19 protein-coding genes and 4 pseudogenes are annotated in these 19927 nt (G+C 68.0%); 13 read left to right on the top strand and 10 right to left on the bottom strand.

What is annotated here, in order from left to right; genetic code table 11:
* Positions 1–423: 423 nt before the first annotated feature.
* Positions 424–873, top strand: coding sequence for a site-specific integrase (locus AB0M27_RS36990; protein ID WP_365728693.1), 450 nt, complete (start codon positions 424–426; stop codon positions 871–873).
* Between the two features lie 218 nt (positions 874–1091).
* Positions 1092–1934, top strand: coding sequence for a phosphotransferase (locus AB0M27_RS36985; RefSeq protein WP_365728686.1), 843 nt, complete (start codon positions 1092–1094; stop codon positions 1932–1934).
* 175 nt (positions 1935–2109) lie between these two features.
* On the opposite strand, the gene AB0M27_RS36980 is transcribed toward AB0M27_RS36985, so the two are convergent.
* On the bottom strand, positions 2110–2709 hold the full coding sequence (locus tag AB0M27_RS36980; protein WP_365728684.1) for a GNAT family N-acetyltransferase: 600 nt from the start codon (positions 2707–2709) through the stop codon (positions 2110–2112).
* Between the two features lie 12 nt (positions 2710–2721).
* Positions 2722–3144, bottom strand: coding sequence for a helix-turn-helix domain-containing protein (locus AB0M27_RS36975; RefSeq protein ID WP_365728682.1), 423 nt, complete (start codon positions 3142–3144; stop codon positions 2722–2724).
* 87 nt (positions 3145–3231) lie between these two features.
* Here AB0M27_RS36975 and AB0M27_RS36970 point away from each other — a divergent pair, with 87 nt between their 5' ends.
* From AB0M27_RS36970 to AB0M27_RS36955, 4 genes and pseudogenes are all read left to right on the top strand, one after another.
* Positions 3232–4086, top strand: a complete 855-nt coding sequence (locus tag AB0M27_RS36970; RefSeq protein ID WP_365728691.1) for an NAD(P)H-binding protein — start codon at positions 3232–3234, stop codon at positions 4084–4086.
* A gap of 35 nt (positions 4087–4121) precedes the next feature.
* On the top strand, positions 4122–5528 hold the full coding sequence (locus tag AB0M27_RS36965; RefSeq protein WP_365728675.1) for an MFS transporter: 1407 nt from the start codon (positions 4122–4124) through the stop codon (positions 5526–5528).
* A gap of 19 nt (positions 5529–5547) precedes the next feature.
* A pseudogene (locus AB0M27_RS36960) lies at positions 5548–6545 on the top strand (IS481 family transposase); the annotation flags it as partial.
* Between the two features lie 215 nt (positions 6546–6760).
* Positions 6761–7528: a class I SAM-dependent methyltransferase gene (locus AB0M27_RS36955; protein WP_365728673.1), complete on the top strand. Its 768-nt coding sequence runs from the start codon at positions 6761–6763 to the stop codon at positions 7526–7528.
* A gap of 64 nt (positions 7529–7592) precedes the next feature.
* Here the strand turns inward: AB0M27_RS36955 and AB0M27_RS36950 are convergent.
* The 6 genes and pseudogenes from AB0M27_RS36950 to istA all read right to left on the bottom strand — a co-directional run.
* Positions 7593–7715: pseudogene (locus tag AB0M27_RS36950) on the bottom strand (AAA family ATPase); the annotation flags it as partial.
* Positions 7716–7921: 206 nt separating this feature from the next.
* Positions 7922–8509 (bottom strand): DUF4240 domain-containing protein, encoded by a 588-nt coding sequence (locus AB0M27_RS36945; protein ID WP_365728671.1) that lies wholly within the window; start codon positions 8507–8509, stop codon positions 7922–7924.
* A 12-nt stretch (positions 8510–8521) separates the two neighbouring features.
* Positions 8522–10951 carry a site-specific integrase gene (locus AB0M27_RS36940; RefSeq protein WP_365728669.1) on the bottom strand — a complete coding sequence of 810 codons (2430 nt, stop codon included), beginning with the start codon at positions 10949–10951 and terminating at the stop codon, positions 8522–8524.
* On the bottom strand, positions 10948–11976 hold the full coding sequence (locus AB0M27_RS36935; RefSeq protein ID WP_365728667.1) for a site-specific integrase: 1029 nt from the start codon (positions 11974–11976) through the stop codon (positions 10948–10950). The genes AB0M27_RS36940 and AB0M27_RS36935 overlap by 4 nt, the downstream gene beginning before the upstream one ends.
* 3 nt (positions 11977–11979) lie before the next feature.
* Positions 11980–12174, bottom strand: a complete 195-nt coding sequence (locus AB0M27_RS36930) for a hypothetical protein (RefSeq protein WP_365728664.1) — start codon at positions 12172–12174, stop codon at positions 11980–11982.
* Between the two features lie 65 nt (positions 12175–12239).
* Positions 12240–13253: an IS21 family transposase gene (istA, locus tag AB0M27_RS36925; protein ID WP_365728662.1), complete on the bottom strand. Its 1014-nt coding sequence runs from the start codon at positions 13251–13253 to the stop codon at positions 12240–12242.
* Between the two features lie 145 nt (positions 13254–13398).
* Here istA and AB0M27_RS36920 point away from each other — a divergent pair, with 145 nt between their 5' ends.
* Positions 13399–14040: a hypothetical protein gene (locus AB0M27_RS36920; RefSeq protein ID WP_365728660.1), complete on the top strand. Its 642-nt coding sequence runs from the start codon at positions 13399–13401 to the stop codon at positions 14038–14040.
* Here AB0M27_RS36920 and AB0M27_RS36915 read toward each other — a convergent pair.
* Positions 13990–15420, bottom strand: a complete 1431-nt coding sequence (locus AB0M27_RS36915) for an ISL3 family transposase (protein WP_365728659.1) — start codon at positions 15418–15420, stop codon at positions 13990–13992. The genes AB0M27_RS36920 and AB0M27_RS36915 overlap by 51 nt on opposite strands.
* A gap of 80 nt (positions 15421–15500) precedes the next feature.
* On the opposite strand from AB0M27_RS36915, the gene AB0M27_RS36910 reads away from it, so the two are divergent.
* Positions 15501–16124: a DUF1259 domain-containing protein gene (locus AB0M27_RS36910; RefSeq protein ID WP_365728657.1), complete on the top strand. Its 624-nt coding sequence runs from the start codon at positions 15501–15503 to the stop codon at positions 16122–16124.
* 19 nt (positions 16125–16143) lie between these two features.
* Here AB0M27_RS36910 and AB0M27_RS36905 read toward each other — a convergent pair whose 3' ends face one another.
* Positions 16144–16269, bottom strand: coding sequence for a hypothetical protein (locus AB0M27_RS36905; protein WP_365728656.1), 126 nt, complete (start codon positions 16267–16269; stop codon positions 16144–16146).
* Between the two features lie 42 nt (positions 16270–16311).
* Here AB0M27_RS36905 and AB0M27_RS36900 point away from each other — a divergent pair, with 42 nt between their 5' ends.
* The 5 genes and pseudogenes from AB0M27_RS36900 to AB0M27_RS36880 form a co-directional block, all read left to right on the top strand.
* Entirely contained in the window at positions 16312–16485 is a 174-nt protein-coding gene (locus AB0M27_RS36900) for a hypothetical protein (RefSeq protein WP_365728654.1), read from the top strand.
* Between the two features lie 275 nt (positions 16486–16760).
* Entirely contained in the window at positions 16761–17492 is a 732-nt protein-coding gene (locus tag AB0M27_RS36895) for a hypothetical protein (RefSeq protein WP_365728652.1), read from the top strand.
* Between the two features lie 80 nt (positions 17493–17572).
* Positions 17573–18616, top strand: coding sequence for a YncE family protein (locus AB0M27_RS36890; protein ID WP_365728650.1), 1044 nt, complete (start codon positions 17573–17575; stop codon positions 18614–18616).
* Between the two features lie 198 nt (positions 18617–18814).
* Positions 18815–19435: pseudogene (locus AB0M27_RS36885) on the top strand (PHP domain-containing protein); the annotation flags it as partial.
* A 200-nt stretch (positions 19436–19635) separates the two neighbouring features.
* Positions 19636–19836: pseudogene (locus AB0M27_RS36880) on the top strand (PHP domain-containing protein); the annotation flags it as partial.
* Positions 19837–19927: the final 91 nt, after the last annotated feature.

Below are 19927 nucleotides of genomic sequence, written 5' to 3'. Positions count from 1 at the left end.
GCTGGCGGCTCCTGTCGTTCAGTACCAGGGCACGAAGGCGATTGGCTCCCAAGGCTGAGCAACGCTCAGGCTCGCTAAGCCAATCAGAGACGCTTCACGCACCGTCCATCCGCCGACCAAGTCACCCGCGGGTGGGGAACCGAAGTGAGCAGGTCTGGCCACCGTCAGAGCGAGTGGTGGGGATTTTCAAATAGAGCCATCAGCCCCTCCAAGGGCGAACGGGAACGGGTCATCCCAATGTCCGCCGAACTGTTCCACGTCGTCGCCCAGATCGTTCGCCGGTACACTCGCAACGGGCAGGCGATTCCGCTCGTGAGCCGCTACGACGGACATGAGAAGACCTGGTCAGAGCCCATGCCGTTTCTGGTTTAGCGGCAGCTGGGAACCGTTCGCGGTGTCCTATCGCCAGCCACCGTGCTCAACATGATCGGCCGGAGCTGCGAAGAGATCGCCGAGACGAACCCCGCCTTCGCCGGCACCAAGTTCACCCCGCACGACTTCCGGAGGCTCTTCGCGACCGACATCGTCAACGGCGGCCTGCCGATCCACATCGGCGCGGCCCTGCTCGGACATCTGAATCTTCAGACCAGGCAGGGTTACGTCGCGGTCTTTGCCGAGGACATTGTCAAGCACTTCCAGGAGTTCTTGAACAACCGTCGAGCCCTGCGTCCCGAGGGCGAGTACGTCGACGTCACACCCGAGGAGTGGGCGGAGTTCGAGGAGCACTTCGACAAGCGCAAGGTCGAACTCGGCAACTGTGCTCGCCCCTACGGATCACCCTGCCAGCACGAGCCTGCATTCGATGCCCCATGCTCCAGGTCACCCCAAAGATGTTGCCCAGGCTCGCCGAGTTGGAGAAGGATCTCTTGCTGAGGCGCAAGAGGGCCCAGGAGGAGCAGTGGCTCAGCGAGATCGAAGGAATCGACATGACACTCACCTTCCTCCGAACCAAGCAGGCAGATGCCGCACGACTCACACGCCGGGTCCCCGTCGACCTGGGAATCCCACGGCCACGTCACTAGGAGAACCATGACCAAACCGCCCAGTTGCCCCCAGACGTGTATGTGTACTCAACAATAAGGGAGGACAGTATGGAGCCACTGGAACTCCGTCGCGCAGTTGAGGCAGGACAGGCGACCGCTTCGGAGCTGGGCCTTCAGGTCGAAGATGTGGTTGTCATCCACAACTCGGACCGCGTTGCGCTGCGCTTGGTCCCTTGCGATGTTCTGGCTCGGGTCGCGCCTTCGGGGCATCTGGCTGATTCCGAGTTCGAAGTAGAGGTTGCTCACCATCTCGCCGACGTCGACGCTCCGGTGGCTGAGCTCGACCCTCGGGTCGCCCCTCGAGTCTATGTGCGTGATGCTTTCGCCATCTCGCTCTGGACCTACTACGAACCTGTGGGATCAGAGATCGCGCCGGCCGACTACGCAGACGCGTTCATGCGGCACCATGCCGCCCTGCGCCAGATCGATCTGGACGCACCACATTTCACCGATCGAGTCGCCGTGGCACTGAGAGAGGTGAACGACCGGGAGCGGTCTCCCGACCTGCCCGATTCTGACCGGGAGTTCCTCAGCGACACACTCAGTGGCCTGAACGCCGCGATCAGCATCGACAAAGGCGGCGACCAGCTGTTGCACGGCGAGCCCCATCCGGGCAACCTCCTAAACACAAGGAGAGGGCCGCTTTTCGTAGACCTCGCCACCTGCTGCCGTGGGCCGATCGAGTTCGACCTCGCTCATGCGCCCGAAGAAGTGGGAAAGCACTATGCGGGGGCTGACCACGACCTGATTCACCGGTGCCGCGCCCTGAACTGGGCGATGGTCTCGGCCTGGCGCTGGCGCCGAGACGACCAAATGCCTGACCGGGACCACTGGAGAGTGGAGGGGCTCAACCGGGTTCGTGCTGCACTTGATCGCTGCGGACTGAGCTGACTCCAGGCAGAGGGGCTGCTGGGCCGGTCCCGATCCGCTGCGCCGTATGCGGAATCCCGACACGGTGCGGCGGTCGAACTCGGTCAGCCTGAGAGGACATCCATCCTCTCGCCCCGTGCCCACAGCAGCGACCCGGACACGGACTCGTCACATGATCGGCCGGACAGGTCCTAGTTCAACCGGACGGCGTGACCGAGGACCACACGCCGAACCACTGCTCGGCGCCGTACTCCTCGAACCGCTCCACCTCGGTGAACCCCAGCTTCGCCGCGAGGCGCATCGAGCGGGCGTTGGCGGTCTGTGTGGTGAGCACTACCGGATCGCCGGGATGTGCGCCGGCGAACCAGTCGAGTGCCGCTGTGCACGCCTCGGCGGCGTACCCGCATCCCCACGCTTCCGGCAGGAACATGTAACCGATCTCGGCCTCCCCGGCATCCGGACGGAGGTGACCCGGACGCTCCGCGTCGCGCCGATCGAGCGTGATCATGCCGATCATCGCCCCGTCGAGATCGGCCACGAAAAAGCCAGGGCGCCGCCCAGGCACCTCAGGCGCCGTGCGCTCGAGCTCATCACGCGGTTGAGGGCCACCGATGTAGGTGCCCACCTCTGGTGAGGCGAACAACTCGATGAACGCCACGCGGTCGCGGGCCTCGGACTCCCGGAGCACGAGCCGTTCGGTCCGTATCGGGGCAGGTGGCCAGGCGACGGGTCCTAACTGTTGCGGGCCATGACGTTGTTTACGGGCGTCGCTGACAACGCCCTCGGTGCGAGGCATCGGCGGTCCCCGTTACCGGATGTCGTGGTCGGGGTGGGTCTGGTCGTACTGGTTCCGTGCCTCAGCAATGACGGCCCGATGGGTGAGAGACCAGTCGGCGAGTGCTTTGACCAGGTGAGTCAGGCCAGCCCCGGTCTCAGTCAGGCGGTAGTCGACCTGGGCCGGGACGGTCGGGTACACGGTGCGCAGGACGAGTCCGTCGCGTTCCAGCCTGCGCACGGTGAGGGTGAGCATGCGCTGGGAGATACCGTCGATTGCGCGTTGCAGTTCCCGGAAGCGGCGCGGCCCGCTGGCGAGTTCGACGATCACGAGTACCGACCACTTGTCGCCGATGCGGTCCAGGACATCGCGGATCCCGCAGTCCGGGTGATCTTCGTGTCCGCAGGGATCGAGGTCGGCGGGCTCGGCGGTTACCTCTGTGTGCGCGGGTGACATAGAACTGCCTCCTTGTGGCCGGTACGTGGGCGGATCAGGATCAAGCCTAGTTACCGAAGAGAACCACAACGGAAGACTGTGACTGACATGATCTTGGTGACCGGAGCGAACGGGAACCTCGGCTCGGCCACTCTGGCGGCGCTGCATGCCCGCGGTGCGACGGCGACAGGCGGCAGCCGCACCCCGAGTGACGGGATGCGACGGCTCGATTTCGACGACCACTCCGGCATTGACCTTGCCGGTGTATCGACCCTGATGCTGATCTCCGCCGGCTATGCCGAGGACGACCAGGTCATCAGGCGGCATGCGGCCGTCTTGGACGCTGCCTCCCGAGACGGCGTCCGGCATGTCATCTACACGAGCCTGACCGGTGCCGGCGACCACCTCGGCTTCGCACTGGCGCACCGTGCGACCGAACGGCTCGTGCGCGCTTGCGGCCTGCCGTGGACGATCCTCCGCAACGGTCTGTATGCCGAACTCTTCGGCGGTCTGCTGATGTGGGCCGACGACGGGGTGGAGTCCGCATTCGGCGACGGCGCCCTGGCCGCGGTCGCCCGTGCGGACCTCGCCGAAGCCGCAGCAGTCATCGCAGCGGATCCGGCCCGACACAGCGGGCACACCTACGATCTGACCGGCACGCCGATCAGGGCAGCGGACGTAGCCGACCGGCTCGGAGTCCCGCACCTGACCATCGGCCTGGGCGAGTACCGGCGCAGGCTCCTCAACGACATGCCGGATTTGCTGCCGTTCCAGCCGCCCATGCTCGCCTCGATTGCTACTGGCATCCGGCACGGTTTCCTGGACGGCACCAGCCCCGATCTCACTGACATCCTCGGCCGCCCAGTTTGCGACCCACTGGCTACGGCTGTCGCTGCCGCCTCTGCCACGAGACCGGGGCACAGCCAGGTAACGGCGGGCAGCACGCGGCCTGCAACGGCATGAGTGCTTCGATGACTATCGAACACCGTCGGGGTGTCGTGGTGCTCGCGCTGATCGCGGCCTTCATGGTCTTCGTCGACGGCACGATCGTGAACCTCACCCTCGCCCAACTCGCCTCGCACCTGCACGCCTCCCGCTCCGAGCTCGAATGGGCGGTCAGTGCCTACACCCTCTCCTTCGCTGCGGTGATGCTCGGTGCCGGCGCGATCACGGACACCCTCGGCGCGAAGCGGGCTTTCGTGGCAGGCCTGCTGGTCTTTACCGCGTCCTCTGCTGTCTGCGCGGCTGCCACCTCGATGCTGGTGCTCAACTTCGCCCGGTTGGTCCAGGGCGCGGGCTCCGCTCTGTTGCTGCCGAGTGCGCTCATCCTTGCCACGGCATCCGCGACCGATGAGCAGGCGCGGCACCGACTCGTCGGCTGGTGGGCCGCCGCCGGGGGCGTCGGAATGGCCGCCGGACCGCTGCTGGGCGGGGCGCTCGTCGCGCTCGCGAACTGGCGTTCCGTGTTCGCCGTCAACGTGGTCATCGGGATCCCCGCCGCCCTCTGGAGCATCCGCTCGATGCCCACCACCGCGCGCGGCAGTCGGCGCCTCGACATCGCCGGCATGGGTTGTGCGACCGCGCTGATCGGCGGGCTGGTCTTCGCGCTTGTCCAAGCCCCCGCGCAGGGCTGGCTGAGCCCCGCAGTTATCACCGCCGCCGCGCTGGCTGTCACCGGGCTCGTCGGCTTCGTCTGGGCGGAACGGTCCACCCGGGCACCTCTGCTGCCGCCAGGCGTCTACTCTGACCGCAGGTTCGTCGCCGCAGCCGCACAAGGCGCATTGTTCAACTTCGCCTTCTACGGGTTGCTGTTCGCGATGAGCCTGATGCTCCAGCAAGGCCGCGGACTCAGCGCGCTCGTCAGCGGTTTGTTGTTCCTGCCTCTGACCGGTCTCATCTCGATCGGCAGCATCTGCGCCGCCCCACTCGCGCGACGGATCGGACGTCCCGTTGTCCTGGGCATCGGCCAGGCCGTCCTGGCCACCACGTTCCTCGCGGTGGCGTGGGCCAGCACGTCATCCGCGCTCTGGTTGCTGGTGCTTGCCCTTGTTCCCGCCGGGTTCAGCTCCGGACTGCTCGTGTCCACGATGACCTCGCAGTCCATCGCCGCCGTCGAACCCGCCCTGCACGGGGCCGCGTCCGCAGTCTTCAATACCTCCCGCCAGATCGGTGCAGCCATCGGCGTCGCCGCCTTCGGCCCATTCCTCGGGGGCACGCACAACCTCAGGGAGGGGTTCATCGTCTGCGTGGTCGTCGGCGCCGCCGCCACCGCGGTCGCCCTGCTACTGACCGCGCTTACACGGCGGGCCACCGTTGCCGCCGCACCCAGAGGCAGCCTGAATGCCCAAGCGCCACGCGCAACCTCGTCCCATGACACTCCCGACAACCTGCCCGAACGCGCTTGACCACCGTCCAAGGGGAACCGTGCTGCACAAGAACGCGCCGCTGTCGCCGGAGGGAAGAAGGCGCCTCGTGGAACGCTGCCGTACTCGTCCGATCGCGCATGTCGCATCCGAGATGGGCATCTCCCGCGCATGCGCATCGAAGTGGGTCAATCGATACCGCCGACACGGCGAGCTCGGGCTCGTCGACCGATCCTCGGTGCCCTGGCGCCAGCCCACCGCCACCGGAGCCGAGGTGGTGGCACGAATCGAGGAGCTACGCCGAACTTACAAGTGGTCGGCCGCCAGGATCACATTCGAACTCCAGGCGGAGGGCATAGCCATCAGCGGCCGCACGGTGTCGCGGCACCTCGTCGTGCTTGCACTGAACCGTCGCCGATTCATCGACCCTAACGGTGAATCTAACCGTAAGCCGCAACAATCACCGCCCGACGGCCCGGCCACATGATCCACATCGACGTGAAGAAGGTAGGCCAGATCCCAGACGGCGGTGGCTGGCGAGTCCACGGAAAGAACAGCGATCACGCCCGTGAAGTCGCGCGACGCAAGAAGAAGAGCGAACGCGGCGGCTATGTTCACCTCCACTCCGCTGTCGATGGCTATTCGCGCCTCGCTTACACCGAGGCACTGCCCGACGAGAAGGCCACCACTGCGGTCGCGTTCCTGCACAGGGCTCGCGCGTGGTTCGCTGCCCATGGCATCACTCACATCGAACGCGTCGTCACCGACAACGGAGCGTGCTACAGGGCCGAAGCGTTCGCACGGGCGCTACACCTCTCTCGCCACCAGCGGATCACGCCCTACACACCCCGCCATAACGGCAAGGTGGAGAGATACAACCGGATCCTCGCCGAAGAGTTCCTCTACGCGCACGTCTGGCTGTCCGAAGCGCAACGCCGCGAGTCCCTCGGGGTCTGGAACATCCACTACAACTACCACCGTCCACACGGCGCAGCCCGAGGTCAGCCTCCGGTATCCCGGCTCCACAATGGCGTAACCAACGTCCTGGCCTCCTCCAGTTGGATTTACACTCCCCACCGGCACGGTCAGCTACCCGATAGCTGGCTTCGTTCATGTTCAGCAGCAGCGTTTGTCGATGAGTTTCAGCAGCAGTCGGCGATCAGCGCTTCGCAGATGTTCACGAGAAATGACGGCACTGTCGTCAGTGAGGGCGTTCGCGCTGACCACGGGGGTTACCAGCGCCTCCGGGGGACCAGGCGCGGTAATCTCGGGCCATGCCCGAGACATCAGTGGCGCACTTCTACGACAGCCTTGCCGACGACTACCACCTGATCTATTCAGACTGGGACGCGAGCATCTGTCGGCAGGGGGACGCCCTGGACGCCTTGATCGGCCAGGATCGCGCGGCGGTGCTCGACTGTTCCTGCGGCATTGGCACGCAGGCCATCGGCCTGGCGCTGCACGGGCACCGCGTCACCGGGACGGACCTCAGCCCACGCGCCGCCGCTCGCGCTGCCCGTGAGGCCGCCCGCCAGAGCCTGAGCCTGTGCACGGCCGCCGCCGACATGCGGCGCCTCCCGTTTCCCGATGGTCAGTTCGACGCCGTCGTCTGCGCCGACAACTCACTGCCTCACCTGCTGACGGAGCAGGATGTGCACGCTGCCCTGGCCGAGATGCGCCGTGTGTTGCGTCCCGCTGGCCTGCTGCTGGTCAGCACGCGTCCCTATGACGACCTGCTGCGCGACCGCCCCGCTTCGACGCCTCCACAAGTCCACCGGGTCGCCGACGGCGGAGAACGGACAGTCACCTTCCAGCTCTGGCACTGGCACGACGATGGCGAGCACTACGACTTGGAACACTTCCAACTCCTGCCGGCAGGCGAAGAATGGCGCGTCCAGGTCCGCCGGACCACCTATTGGGCACTCGGCCAGGACCGGCTGGCCGACCTCGCAGCCGAGGCCGGGTTTGCCGACCTCGGCTGGCGGATGCCGCAGGAGACAGGCTTCTTCCAGCCACTGCTCGTGGCCCACGCCAGCAAGTAGGTGTTCCACCGCCCGACTCGACCGCCGGCCTCACGGGTGAAGGTCGAGGCGGGGCCGGCAGGTGTCAGCCGGCCTTGGTGGGTTCCTCGGCTCGGGCGCGGGTGCTGGCGAGGCGGTAGGAGTCGGTGCCGGTTTCGATGGTGGTGCCGTTGAAGGTGAGGCGGTCGACGATGGCCGCGCAGAGGCGATAGTGATCCGGCTCCAGGCGGCAGCCGCCCTTGGCGATCAGTCGCTCGTGCCAGGCCACTTCCACGTTCTGGTCGTAGACCACCAGGTGGGAGGCATGCAGCACGACGCGGACCCGCTTGCCGATCAGACGGACGGGCACCGAGTAGCGGTTGGTGCGGACGGCGATCTGTTCTCTGAACTTGGCGGCGAAGGGGTCCGGTGAGCTCAGGCCTCGCTGTGCTCAAGGAAGAGGCGGGCCAGTTCGGGGAAACGGGCCTGCATTTCCGAGGCGTCGTCGAAATCGAAGCTCTCGCCCATATCGGCCGGTGCCTGGTCGGTGCGGGGTCCGCGGAACTGGTCGTAGTCGTCGTAGAAGGTGCAGTCGTCTTCGTCGCCGTTGATGCGCTCGTAGGCGTAGGAGGCTGCGTAGTTGACGGTTTCGTTGAACAGCGCCTCGTCGCTGCCTTCGGCCGCCGCAGATAGTACGTCTGGATGCTGGGCGAGAACATCGGGTGCGGTGGCGGCCCGCTCGTACCACTGTCGGCCCTGCGCGATCAGTCCGGCGCGGAAGTCCATGAAGGCGTCGTCGGAGCATCCTCCACCGATCAGATAGCCAGCAGCCCATATGTCCCAGCGGTAGATCGCCCCGTGCAACTGATCGAAGCACTGCTGGTATTCGAGGATCGTCTGCTTCGAGGTCGCCGCAAGCCGCTCGACCAGGGCCGATACGAACGCTTGGCCCGGGTCTCCGGAGGCCGAAGCGGCGTCGGTGCGTGCTGTTTCGATGACGGTCCAGAAGTCGTCAAGGTTCATGGCCGCACCCTCTCACCTGCCCCTGACATCCGACTTCGGGGGTTGGTTGTGGGGGGTCGGCATGGGGAGGTCAACGGTTCGCGGAGCCCGCCGGTCGATCTGGGAGAGCTTGTCGTTCGCTCCCGCGAGGGTGATCTGGAGCCCTTCAACCTCGCCAAGCCAGCCCTCTCGCTCGGCCTCGGCGATGCGGGCGATGATGTTGTCGCGGATGTCGACGATCCGGGCCCGTTGAGCCGGGTCGGGCCAATGCATCGAGCATCGCAGGCAGGCGTTCTCATGAATGCAAGGAGTTGAGAAGGCCCGTCCGCAGAGGCCGGTGGCGACCTTGCGCCGTTCGAAGTGGCCGAGGAACTCCTCCCATTCGGCGTCGGTCGGGGTGCGGTATTCCTCGCTGGGACGCAGTGCCCGGCGGCGGGCCAGGAACGCCAGGTGGGACTGGATGGTCTCCTCCGGATAGACGGCCTTGTAGCCGATGGTGACGCTGATGTCCTGGTGGCCAGCGATGACCTGGGCGATGTGCGGTGGCAGCCCGTTCATGATGGCGTCGGTGATAAAGATCCTTCTAAAGTCGTGCGGCGTGCAGTGCAGTGGTGTGCCGTCGGCATCGACGAGCCCGGTCCGCATCAGGGCTTGGTCGAGCAGAGTGGAGATGCGTTCGCGGCCGATCCGGTGCGGTTCGGCGCCGACACGGTGCTGGAACAGCAACGGGGCTGGGTCCATCCAGACCAGCTCGTGGTAGTCGCGTGCGCGGATCAGTGGCACTGTGCCGTCGGCGCCGCGGATCCGGCAGATGATCGTCGACAGCACGTCGGCCAGTTCCGGGCCGACGACCAGGAGTCGTTCGACGTCGGTCTTGGACGGGGCGATCTGCAGCAGCGGCACGATCTCGCCGGTGGTGGGGAGCCGGTATTGGACCAGGCTGTGGTGGCTGAGCTCCAGCATCTCCTCGATGCGGATGCCGGTCAGCCGCAGCACTTCGATGATCGCCCAGGCCCAGAAGGCGTGGTTCTCCTCGCGGTTGAGGAGCCGCTGTCGGCCTGTGACCGGATCCGTGGCCCAGATGTTGTCCGGTGTGGCGTGGGGGCGATGCGTGCGGATCAGGGTCTGGCCGACGGCGGTGAACTCCTGGCCGGGTTGAGCCTGGCGGCCGGCGGCCAGGAGCGTCTCGGCTTCTGTACGGTGCTGGTAGGTGGAGCGCACGAGGGCTGGCAGGATCGGCAGCCGCTCGCGGGTCCGGGCGTCCATCCGGGCTTTCCGGCGTCGGGTGGCCTTGCGCCGGTCGAGGTCGTGCTGGCTCACCGGGCTGGGCGCGACCCACGGTCCCCAGCGGGCGGGGTCCTCCAGCGCCCACTGCGCGAGATCCAGATAGAAGGCGCGGACCGTTGCCAGAGTGTCGTGGTAATTGAGGCGTTCGACCGTCACCTCGATCCGACGCCCGACCCCGGCGGTGATCTTCTTGGTTCTGGTCTGCAGGCGCTGCTTCCAAGCCGTCGCCGTAGCTGGGTCCAGGCGGAGCGACGCGATGCCGGGGTGGTGCTGTTCCAGGTCCGTCCAGAAGCTCTTGGCCAGGTGATAGACCTCGCCGCGTAGCGTGGAGTAGTCCAGGGTGGGCTGCCGCTCCTTGAGGTAGTCCACCAGCAGGTCGCGGATCGGGCGGCAGGCGATCGGGTAGCGATCGACGAGTTCCTCGACAGCCAGCTGGCCGTTGCTCGTGATCTCCCGCAGCGTCGGGACGCCGGGGCCGAAGACCCCCAGCTCTCGTAGGACCCGGAACGCGGCTGAGCCCAGGCGCCGTTCTCCGCGCAGGGAGTACTCGACGTCCAGGGACTCCAGCAGGTCGCCGACGGTGATGTCGGCCATCGTCCCGCCTTTGGCCGCGATGATCACCGCGTAGCGGAACACGATGTGCTCACGGGCGTCGTCGGTGATCCCGCGGTCCTGGCGGCAGAACCGGTCGACGCGGTCGAAGCCTGCGGTGTCGCGGGACCAGATCATGTTCCTGGCGACCTTGCGTTTCTTTCCGCCGGTGAAGAGCCAGGCCAGCGAAGGGCGGATCACGTCGGCCCCGACCAAGATGATCAGCGCGCTGGTCATGGTCTCAAGCCGTGTCCGCGAGTATTTGCCCTGCCGCTGCAGCCAGCAGGCCGGTCCGTCGGCCCAACGCTCGCCGGCTGCGTCCGCGCCGCTGGCCAGCCATCGCTGCTGCCAGTTGTCTCCGGGCTGCTCTTGCAGCCACTCCAGCAGAAGCATGAGCCCGCGGCGGCGGAAATTGTGGCTGCGCGGCGTCTCCATGCGGGGAGACGCCGCCGCCCACAGCTTCAGCACCTGCTCAGTCAGCTGTCTGGTGGCCGGCCAGTCATCAGGCACCGGACGAGCCGGGTAGCGGTCACCGATCGCTGCCGCCGAGGTCGACGCGTTGACGGTCCTGGTCGCCGTGCTCACCGGGCCTCCCTGGCGAAGAGCACGTCCAGCGTCCGCTGGTCGTAGCCGGGAGCCGGCGTCGGCTCTTGCCGCGCCGCAGCCTGCCGCGTCTGCTCGGCATGGTGGGCCAGCACCCTCCTGATCACGTCCTCTTTCCGGGGCGTCAGGTAGATCTGCGTCGTGGTCAGCAGCGCATGGCCGAGGACCAGCTGCACGTCAGTCAGCGGAAGCACCGGATCCTCCGCCATCCGGTAGGCCGCGGTGTGCCGCAGAGCGTGCAGTGTGGCCGAGGTGCCAGCCGCGGCGTTCACCCGCTCGAACATCCGGTGCGCGGCGTGGTAGGTCAGCGGACGCATCGGCCGCCGCAACGTCCACCACAGCGGAAGCCTGCGCCTCTTCGGGATCAGACCCTCCATCTCGACCTGATAGAGCCGCAACCACACGAATGCGTCCGTGGACGCCGGGAGCTCGGCGACCTCACCCGTGCCCTTGCGGACCACCGAGACCAGCTGCCGACCCGGATCAACCCCGCCCTGCGTCGTCGACAGCAGCTCCGAGGCCCTGGCGCCGGTGGACACGTAGAACGCGACCATCGCCCGGTCCCGGTGAGATGGCAGCCGCGCGAACATCTCGTTGAACTCCTCGTCAGGGATAGACCGGGGAACACGTTTGGGCACCCGTGGCCGATAGAGCCCGGTCCGCTCCTTCCGGAACGGCTCCATCGGGTTGTGATGCGCATTCGGACGGCTTCCGCGGCGGGATCGGTCGAGGGGGAACGGGTTGATCAGGATCGGGCCGCTGCTGATCCCGAGGCGGAAGTCGTAGAAGCAGCGCAGCACTGTCTCGTTATGTGCTCGCACCGAGGCCGCGAACGGAACCCCGGACGGCTTCATCACCGCAGCGTCCTCGCCGTGGCGCCAATGCGGGCGGACCGGTTTGCCGGCGATCAGCAGCCATCTGCAGAAGTCCCGTGCCTCCACGCGCGTCGCGCGGTCCCACGAGATGCCAATCGCCCACAGGAACCGGAACCACCGCAGTAGGTCCATCCCCTAGGAGCGAACTGTTGCCGCGCTGCGGCCGGCCGCTTGCAGATCACGGAAGTACGCGCTCACCGCCTCGACTGGAACCTCGTCGCAGTCAAGCAGGCGATACGGCTCCCACGGATCGCCGGTCGCTGCAAGCGAGCCCACCAGCGGAACCGACAGGGACGCGAGATCCCGCTGCGACACCTCGTCTGTCGTCACGGGCAGCGACCGTAGAGCAACGAGCCCCGACATGTCCTGTGAACTGCGAAAACAGCTGCCTTAGTTCAGTCAACATGAGGCTGTAGCGGTCGACCCTGGGGGGTGAACACCCGCCCGGCCTCGAACGGTTCCTCGGGCAGCGGCACCAGCAGCGGCTGCTCAACAGCGAAGTACTCGTCGATGGTCCGTGGCCGGGAGCCGATCCGGCGCCGGCCGTCGTGCAGATCCCACTGCTCGACCATCTCGTTCAGCTCCACCAGCGAGGCGACCTCGGGCACCGGGGTGAAGTGGTTGCGCCGGAAGTATCCGATCTGCCCCTCGACCCCGCCCTTCCCGGGGGCCCCGTCGATGCCGGGACGGCAGTAGAAGCTCTCGATACCAAAGTGCGATCTGAAGGCAATCCACCGGTCGGTCTCCACCCTCGCCCGGCTCAGCCCCAGCACCTGGGCGACGGCGGCCTTGAAGTTGTCGTAGTGCACCCGCCCTCGCGGGACCCCGCCCAGCGCCCGTAGCGCGTGCACGTGGTCCTCGAAGAATGCCTCCTGGCCGGCGGAGGCGAACACCTGGTGGACGGCCTTGCCTGAATGCGACAGTCGGAAGGAGAACAGGTAGCAGGTCACCATCTCGCCGGCGAGCCGCACCGCCACGTCACCGAAGTCGACCTCCGCCTCCCTTCCGGGCGGATGGGTCTGCGGGACGAACGCCTCGATGGGAGTCTTGCCCGACTCCACCGCGATCTGCGGCTTCCGGTCGGCGACATAGCGCCTGACCATCGGATAGTTCACGGCCGCGCCGTGTTCCTCGAGCAGGTGGTGGAAGATCCGGGTGACCGTGTGCCGCTGGTTGCGCGGCGCGTCCAAGTCCGCCCGCAAGATCCCATCGATCACCGCCTTGTACGGGTCCAGCGTCGACGGCCGCGGCGGCAGCGGCTTGCGCTGCTCAGGCCAGGCCGAGTCCAGAGCCTTACGCACCGTCCGCCAGGCGACGTTGTACTTGCGCTCGAGCTCCCGCATCGTCACCCCGGCTCGGTGGTCCCGCCGGATCGCCGTGTACAGCTCGACCTTCGACATCTGCGGCATGACCAGGACCTTTCACCGGGAGCACCCCGATGCTGTCCTGGCAAGCCCCCACTGCCTTCAAAACTCGGGTCCTAGTCCAACTTCTGTGGAGCGGTGACGCTCAGTACCGACGGGGGTGTCGGTAGGACGGTAGATAATGCCAGTCATGGCAGATCGCAGTCCGGTTCTCCGGATCATCACCTCGGCGGCGCGGGAGTCCCTGAAGCCGCTCGGCCTGGCCCAGCGTGGGCGGTCGCGGCTGTGGATTGATGATCACGGGTGGTGGCTCGGGGTTGTGGAGTTCACCCCGCCGCGGATTGCCGGCAGTGGTCTGCACGTCGGTGCGATGTGGCTGTGGCACGACGTGGACCACCTGGCGTTCCACATGGACGCAGTCCGGGTCGGGTCCGAGCTGTTTCGCACCGAGGACCAGTTCACGCGGCTGGCACTCGAACTCAGTCAGCAGGCGGCTGCGAACGTAACCGCGCTGAGGGAGAGGTTCCCGGCTCTGTCGGATGTAGCCCGACACCTGAGGTCCAGGCCAGTGCGGCGGGGATTCCTCTGGGACAGCTTCGACTCTGGGATCGCAGCCGCCCTGGTTGGGGACCCGGACACGGCCCGCGATCACTTCGAACAAGTCCTTCGAGCGGACGCACTGGCCCCGTGGATGGTCGATGCCCAGGAGAAGGCGCGCGAGCTTCACACGATCACGGCAGATCGCGACACCGTGACCGCCTGGGTCACGAGGGCCGTCGACTCATGCCGGAGCAAGCTGGGCCTGGATCCTGTGCCGTTCACGATCAGCTGAAGGGCCGCGCGTCGAGCGACAGAGCTGCGGTCGGGCCAGCAGGACTCGCTTCCGCAGCAGGCCGAAGCCGGCCCGGCCGTACATCTGGCGCTTGAGCATCTTGATCCGGTCGACGTGCCCTTCGACGACGCCGGAGCTCCACGGCAGTGTTAGGCCGGCGGTGACGGCGGCACGATCGCGTTCGAGGCCGTTGACGAAGGCGTGGCGGTCGGGCAGGTCGTCGGCGCGGACCGCCTTGATCCATTGCGGGAGCTGGTCGCCCTGGAGCTGGGTGAGCATCTTCCCGAATGCGCGGAGGTGCCCGGTAAGGGCATCGAGTTCGGGGCAGTCGGCGAGGACAGACTTGAGTTTCAAGCGCTCGCTCTCCGGCAGGGTGTCGGGGTGAGTCAGGATCCAGCCGGTAACTGTGCGTGGGGACGGCGGACGGCCTGCAGGTGCCATCGGGGATTTGCGAAACGGCTGGAGGCAGGCGCGGACGGCTCCGTAGCCGCCCGTGTATCCGTGCGTCTTGATCTCTTCCCAGAGGGTCCAGGCGTTCGAGCAGCCTTCGGCCCATCGCTCGTGCAGGTAGCGCTTGAAGTCGTCGAGCTTGGTCCTGCGGTTCTGCCACTGTCCCTGGAACAGGTCTTCCGGCCTCGCGGCGTCGGCCAGCCGTTGGACGGTGCGATAGGTCATGCCGAGCTGTCGCTGGATCGAGCGTCGGCTGTGGCCGGCGGCCAGCAGCGCGTGGACGGTCGCATGCTGGGCGCGGGTGCGATCGGCGAACCGGTGCCCGGTGGGCCACGACGCCCCGCTCTCGGCCGGTGCCAGAGCTGGAGCCTTCTCCGGTTCCGATGCGGCGAAGGTCGCGCGGAGGCACGGACGGTGGCGGGAGACGCACCGCTCGGCCGCTTCGCCGAGGTTGCGCCACAGGTGGAACCGGTCGGCGACCTGGACCGCGGTGGGTGCCCCGATCCTGGCACCCTCGGCGAAGAACGGGGTACGGTCGCGACAGACGACCTCGATCCCCGGGTGTTCGGCCAGCCAGGCCGCGACGGTGCCTGCCTCGCGATCCGGTAGCAGGTCCACCGGTCTGCGGGTCTCGGCGTCGACCAGCACGGTCCCGTAGACACGGCCCTTGCGCATCGCGTACTCGTCGACGCCAGCCACACGCGGGACCTGTGGCTGGGGCTCCGGGAGAGCGTCGACCAGCCGCGGTACCGTATTCCGGCTGACCCTCGCCCCGAAGACGTCGGCCAGCCGGGCACCAGCGCGACCGGCCAGGGCGAGGCCGACTTCGGCCAGCACCGACCGCCTCGTTCGGTCCGCTGGCTGTACCGCCGGGCCAGGCTGGCGACCTGCTCGACGAACGTCCGCCGCCCGCAGGAGACGTCTTCGCACGTGAAGCGCCGGACACGAAGCCGCAGCACCACCCGCCGTCCCGCCACGGGGAGGTCAGCGGGAAACCGCAGGTAAGAGCCGTGAACCCGCCCGGACCAGCTTCCACAGCCCTGGCACCGAGCCCCGGCCGCCCGGCATCTGACACCGACTCGGATCACCTCGCCATCGTCCTGCACCGACTCCACACTGATCCCCGGATCCGCCAGGAAGAGCAGCTCTTCCAGCCGGAGCAGTACCTCGCGCACAGCCCAGAACCATCAGCCCGAACGACGTCGGCACCGCCAGTTTCCAGACGATCTCGCCGAGACCTACAGCAAGGCCGTCAGTCACAGGGAGTAGGCACATCGCTGAGTAGGCCCGGAGCGCGGTGCCGAGATTGCTCCCGGTCCGTTTCTCCGGACCTCTCGCCGAACCCGCCGTGCGTCTCTCGACGCAACGGCATCACCACCGGCATCAACTTCCAGCCGCTCGGCGGCAACAAGGCCGCCATCAACGGCGACTTCGTCATGACCGCACCCGAGGTGCAGAAGGTCATCCAGGCCCTACGCAAGGGCAACATCGATATCGTCGAACTCCACCACCACTCTCTGACCGACCACCCGCGCCTGTTCTACCTGCACTACTGGGCCACCGCCGACGGCGTCACCCTGGCCAAGGCGCTGCGCCCGGCCGTGGACGCGACCGAACCGGCCCCGGCGTCATGATCGGCTGGGGCCAAATCGGCTACGGCGCGGCGCTGTCCGCGACGATCGCCGCCGCGTTCACCGCCGTGCCCCGGGGGCGTACCTGCGCGGTCGTGGTGACGGGTGCGCTCGCGGCGGCCGTCGGGCCCCTTGCCTGGAACGCCATCCTGCGGGCCGCCCACGGGATCAGTTCCTCACCGACGCGCCCGTGGCCGTCTTCCCCATCAGCTGGCAGGACACCGGCTCCGGCGTCTTCACGCTCGCCGCCGCGTCCCTCGGCTACGGTCTCGGTCCGCTGGCCGCCCAGCCCGCCCGCACCGGCATCCGCTACGCGCTCCTGGCCGCTGTTGCGGCCCTGCTCGTCGACATCTACCTGTACTGACGCCCATGATCCCATCGGCGCCTCCTCTCCGGCGGTCCGGCGACTGCCGGCCCGCCGGAGAGGACGTTGCTGGTGAGGAGGTCTTTGCGATGCGTGCTGCCCCATGTCCGGCCAGGGCCCGGCAAGTCATCGGCGCTGCCGGAATCGCAGGGGCCCTGGCGCTGGCGCTCGCTGCCTGCGGCGGCAACGCCCCCAGGTCTTCCCCACCAGTCACGTCCCGCCCGCCGTCGGCGTCCACGCCGAGCCAGGGCAACTCAAGCACGCCCATGCCCGGCATGAGCGGCATGCCCGCCGGGAACGGCCTGGCTGCCCGGCACAACGGCTACACCCTGGCCTCAGCCACCGCCACTCTCCCGGCGGGCAAGGCGGCCACCTACCGCCTCACCATCACCGGACCCGACGGCAGGCCGGTCACCGACTTCGCACTCAACCAGACCAAGCGACTGCACTTCTACGCGATCCGCTCGGACCTCACCGGCTTCCAGCACGTCCACCCCACCATGACTCACAGCGGCAGCTCGACCGCGTACCTGGCTGCCCTGCAGCCCGGCTCCTGGCGGCTGTTCACCCAGTTCACCCCAGCCGACGGCCCGGGCAAGGGGGAAGACGTCGTGCTCAGCCGCGCCGTCACCGTCCCGGGCCACGCGGCCACCACCCCGCTGCCGGCGCCCTCCTCGGCCACCACGGTCGACGGCTACACCCTCACCCTCCGCGGCAACCTGAAAGTCGGCACGACCAGCCCCCTGACCGTCACGGTCCGCAAGAGCGGTACGCCGGTCACCGACCTACAGCCCTACCTCGACACCTGCGCCCACCTGACCGCGTTCCACCAAGGCGATACCGCGTTCGCTCACCTCCACCCGCAGACCAAGGCCACCAGCGGCCACGGCGGGCCGGCCCTGAACTTCATGACCGACCTGTCCGCCTCCGGAAACTGGCGGCTGTTCCTCCAGTTCCAGACCGCAGGGACCCTTCACACGGCCGCCGTCACTATCCATGTCAGCTGATCGTCTTTCGTCTCGCTCCTGCGCGGGCGGGCACGTCACCTGGCCTTCGTCGCTCACCGTTCACCCCGGGAAGTCCGCACATGACTCGTCGCCTCAGTCCCCGCACACTGATCGCCCTCGCGGCCGGTCTGGTCGTCGCCATCGCCGCCGCCGTGGCCGGCGTACTGCTCACCCGGGGCGACGCCGAGCCCCCCAAGGCGGCGCTCCCGCTGCGGCCTGTGGCCAAGGTCGCCCTGCCGGGCGACAACTCCCGCTTCGACTACGCCAGCCTCGACCCTGGCCGCCACCTGTTGTTCATCGCCCACCTCGGTGCCAGCCAGGTCATCGAGGTCGACATCCGCACGAACCACGTCGTACGCACCATCGACAACCTTCCCGGCGTCCACGGCGTCCTGGTGGTCCCCGCCCTGCACCGTGTTTATGCCACTGCCAGCGACGCCAACCAGGTCGCGGCCATCGACGAGAGCACGGGCGCCGTCCTGCACCGCAGCCCCACCGGCGGCACGCCCGATGGACTGGCCTACGACCCCCAGCGCCACACGGTGTGGACCACCAACGAATCCGGCGGCTCGGAAACGGTCGTCGACGCCACCACCGGAGCGGTTCGCAGCACCGTCACCCTGGTCGGGGAGGCCGGAAACGTCGCCTACGACCCCACCACCCGGCAGATGCTCGTCGACGTCCAGACCCGCAACGAGCTCGCCGTCATCGACCCGGCCACCCTGCACATCACCCGCCGCGTCGCCCTCCCCGGCTGCGACCACGACCACGGCCTCACCCTCGCCCCCGCCGACCGCCTCGCCTACGTCGCCTGCGACGGCAACGCCCGCCTGCTCACCGTGGACCTGACCACCTTCCGCGTCACCGGCAACGACCAGGTCGGGCAGGACCCCGACGTCCTCGCCTACGACCCCCCGGCCCACTACCTCTACGTCGCCGCGGAGTCCGGCTGGGTCACCACCGCCGACACCCACGACCGGCACCTGACCGTCACCGGCCGCGCTCACCTCGCCGACGGCGCCCACGTCGTCGCCGTCGACCCCACCACCCACCGCAGCTACTACCCCGTCCCGCACGGCTCCGGCGGGCACCCGGCCCTCCTGGTCTATCAGCCGGCTCGGTGAAGCCGGTCGACGTCCACCACCCTTGCGAAGCTCCGCGCGCACAGAGCGGGGAGTGTGCGTCCCGCGAACGGGTGAAGCTCGCCCGCCCCAGTCGTGACCTGGGATCTCACACGCTACGATGCTCGAACAGGCATTCGAAAACGGGGGAGCGGTGCACCACGCAGCGGACCGAAGGGGGCAGGAGATGGGAGGCGCGCAATGGGCAGGTTTACCCGCCTCAACGCCGTCTCCGGGTTCTCCACCCGCTTCGGTGCCTCCCACCCCGCACAGCTCGTCCAGCGTGCCGCCGAACGCGGCATGACAGCCCTGGCCCTGACCGACCGTGACGCCGTCACCGGCGCCGTACGGTTCGCCCAGGCCGCTCTGGAGCACGGCATCCGGCCGACCTTCGGTATCAACCTGGCCATCGCCCCGTTCGCCCCCACCGCCGCCCCGCGCCGCCGTACCCCGGTCCGCGGCGGCGTCCACGTGATCGAGCCGCCCGTCCGCGTCGTCCTGCTCGCCCAGTCAGCCACCGGCTGGGCACGGCTGTGCCGGCTGACCTCCGCCGCTCACGCCCACGGCGACGGCCCGCCCCTTCTCACCTGGGACGACCTGCACCAGCACGCGGGGGAGGGGCTGGCCGTGCTGCTCGGCCCCGTCTCCGAGCCCATCCGCGCCCTGGCCGCCGGCCGAGGCGAGCTCGCCGAACACTTCCTCGCCCCCTGGCGGCAGCTGCCCAGCATCCAGCTGCGCCTGGAAACCTGCTGGCTCGGCCGCACCGGCACCGGGCCCGGCTCACTACGCCTGGCCGCCCGCACCCTCACCCTCGCCGACCAGCTGTACAAGCGGGCTGGAAGCACTGCGCGCGAGATCGTGATCAAGGGTCGGAGAGTCGCTTTCCGGTCGCGTTCATGTGACGGAGGACACAACCGATTTGGGACGTGGGCCACCGTCCGTTCGAGGGTCTCAGACCTGGAGCTCCGCGGCCATGCCGGAAGGGGCACCGTCACCAGATCCAGGCGTACGTGGAGCGGCTCATGCATCTCCACGTAGCGTCCGGCTATTCCATGCGCTACGGCGCATCCCATCCCGAGGCCTTGGTGCGGAGAGCCGCCGAGCGGGGCATGGAGTGGCTCGCTCCGACGGATCGCGACAACGTCACCGGGGCCGTTCGGTTCGCGAAGTCGTGCGCAGCGCATGGAGTGCGCCCGATCTTCGGCGTTGACCTGGCGGTTGCTTCCACGAGGGTTGGCGGAGGTTTCGCGCCTGTCCCCGGCGCTCGGCCGAGCCACGGCAACCTCGTGACCCGGCGGTCCCGCCCCGCCTCCG

The organism is Streptomyces sp. NPDC052107, assembly GCF_040680215.1.
Lineage (GTDB): Bacteria > Actinomycetota > Actinomycetes > Streptomycetales > Streptomycetaceae > Streptomyces.
Note: the sequence above shows the minus strand (reverse complement) of the source record. Positions and strands in the feature narration are given on the sequence as shown.

Coding starts and splice junctions, on each gene's coding strand:
- AB0M27_RS36895 (WP_365728652.1), top strand. CDS start 16,761: ATGAGCGGCATGCCCGCCGGGAACGGCCTGGCTGCCCGGCACAACGGC.
- AB0M27_RS36985 (WP_365728686.1), top strand. CDS start 1,092: ATGGAGCCACTGGAACTCCGTCGCGCAGTTGAGGCAGGACAGGCGACC.
- AB0M27_RS36890 (WP_365728650.1), top strand. CDS start 17,573: ATGACTCGTCGCCTCAGTCCCCGCACACTGATCGCCCTCGCGGCCGGT.
- AB0M27_RS36945 (WP_365728671.1), bottom strand. CDS start 8,509: ATGAACCTTGACGACTTCTGGACCGTCATCGAAACAGCACGCACCGAC.
- AB0M27_RS36990 (WP_365728693.1), top strand. CDS start 424: ATGATCGGCCGGAGCTGCGAAGAGATCGCCGAGACGAACCCCGCCTTC.
- AB0M27_RS36955 (WP_365728673.1), top strand. CDS start 6,761: ATGCCCGAGACATCAGTGGCGCACTTCTACGACAGCCTTGCCGACGAC.
- AB0M27_RS36970 (WP_365728691.1), top strand. CDS start 3,232: ATGATCTTGGTGACCGGAGCGAACGGGAACCTCGGCTCGGCCACTCTG.
- AB0M27_RS36935 (WP_365728667.1), bottom strand. CDS start 11,976: ATGGACCTACTGCGGTGGTTCCGGTTCCTGTGGGCGATTGGCATCTCG.
- AB0M27_RS36920 (WP_365728660.1), top strand. CDS start 13,399: ATGGCAGATCGCAGTCCGGTTCTCCGGATCATCACCTCGGCGGCGCGG.
- istA (WP_365728662.1), bottom strand. CDS start 13,253: ATGCCGCAGATGTCGAAGGTCGAGCTGTACACGGCGATCCGGCGGGAC.
- AB0M27_RS36905 (WP_365728656.1), bottom strand. CDS start 16,269: ATGGCGTTCCAGGCAAGGGGCCCGACGGCCGCCGCGAGCGCACCCGTC.
- AB0M27_RS36975 (WP_365728682.1), bottom strand. CDS start 3,144: ATGTCACCCGCGCACACAGAGGTAACCGCCGAGCCCGCCGACCTCGAT.
- AB0M27_RS36980 (WP_365728684.1), bottom strand. CDS start 2,709: ATGCCTCGCACCGAGGGCGTTGTCAGCGACGCCCGTAAACAACGTCAT.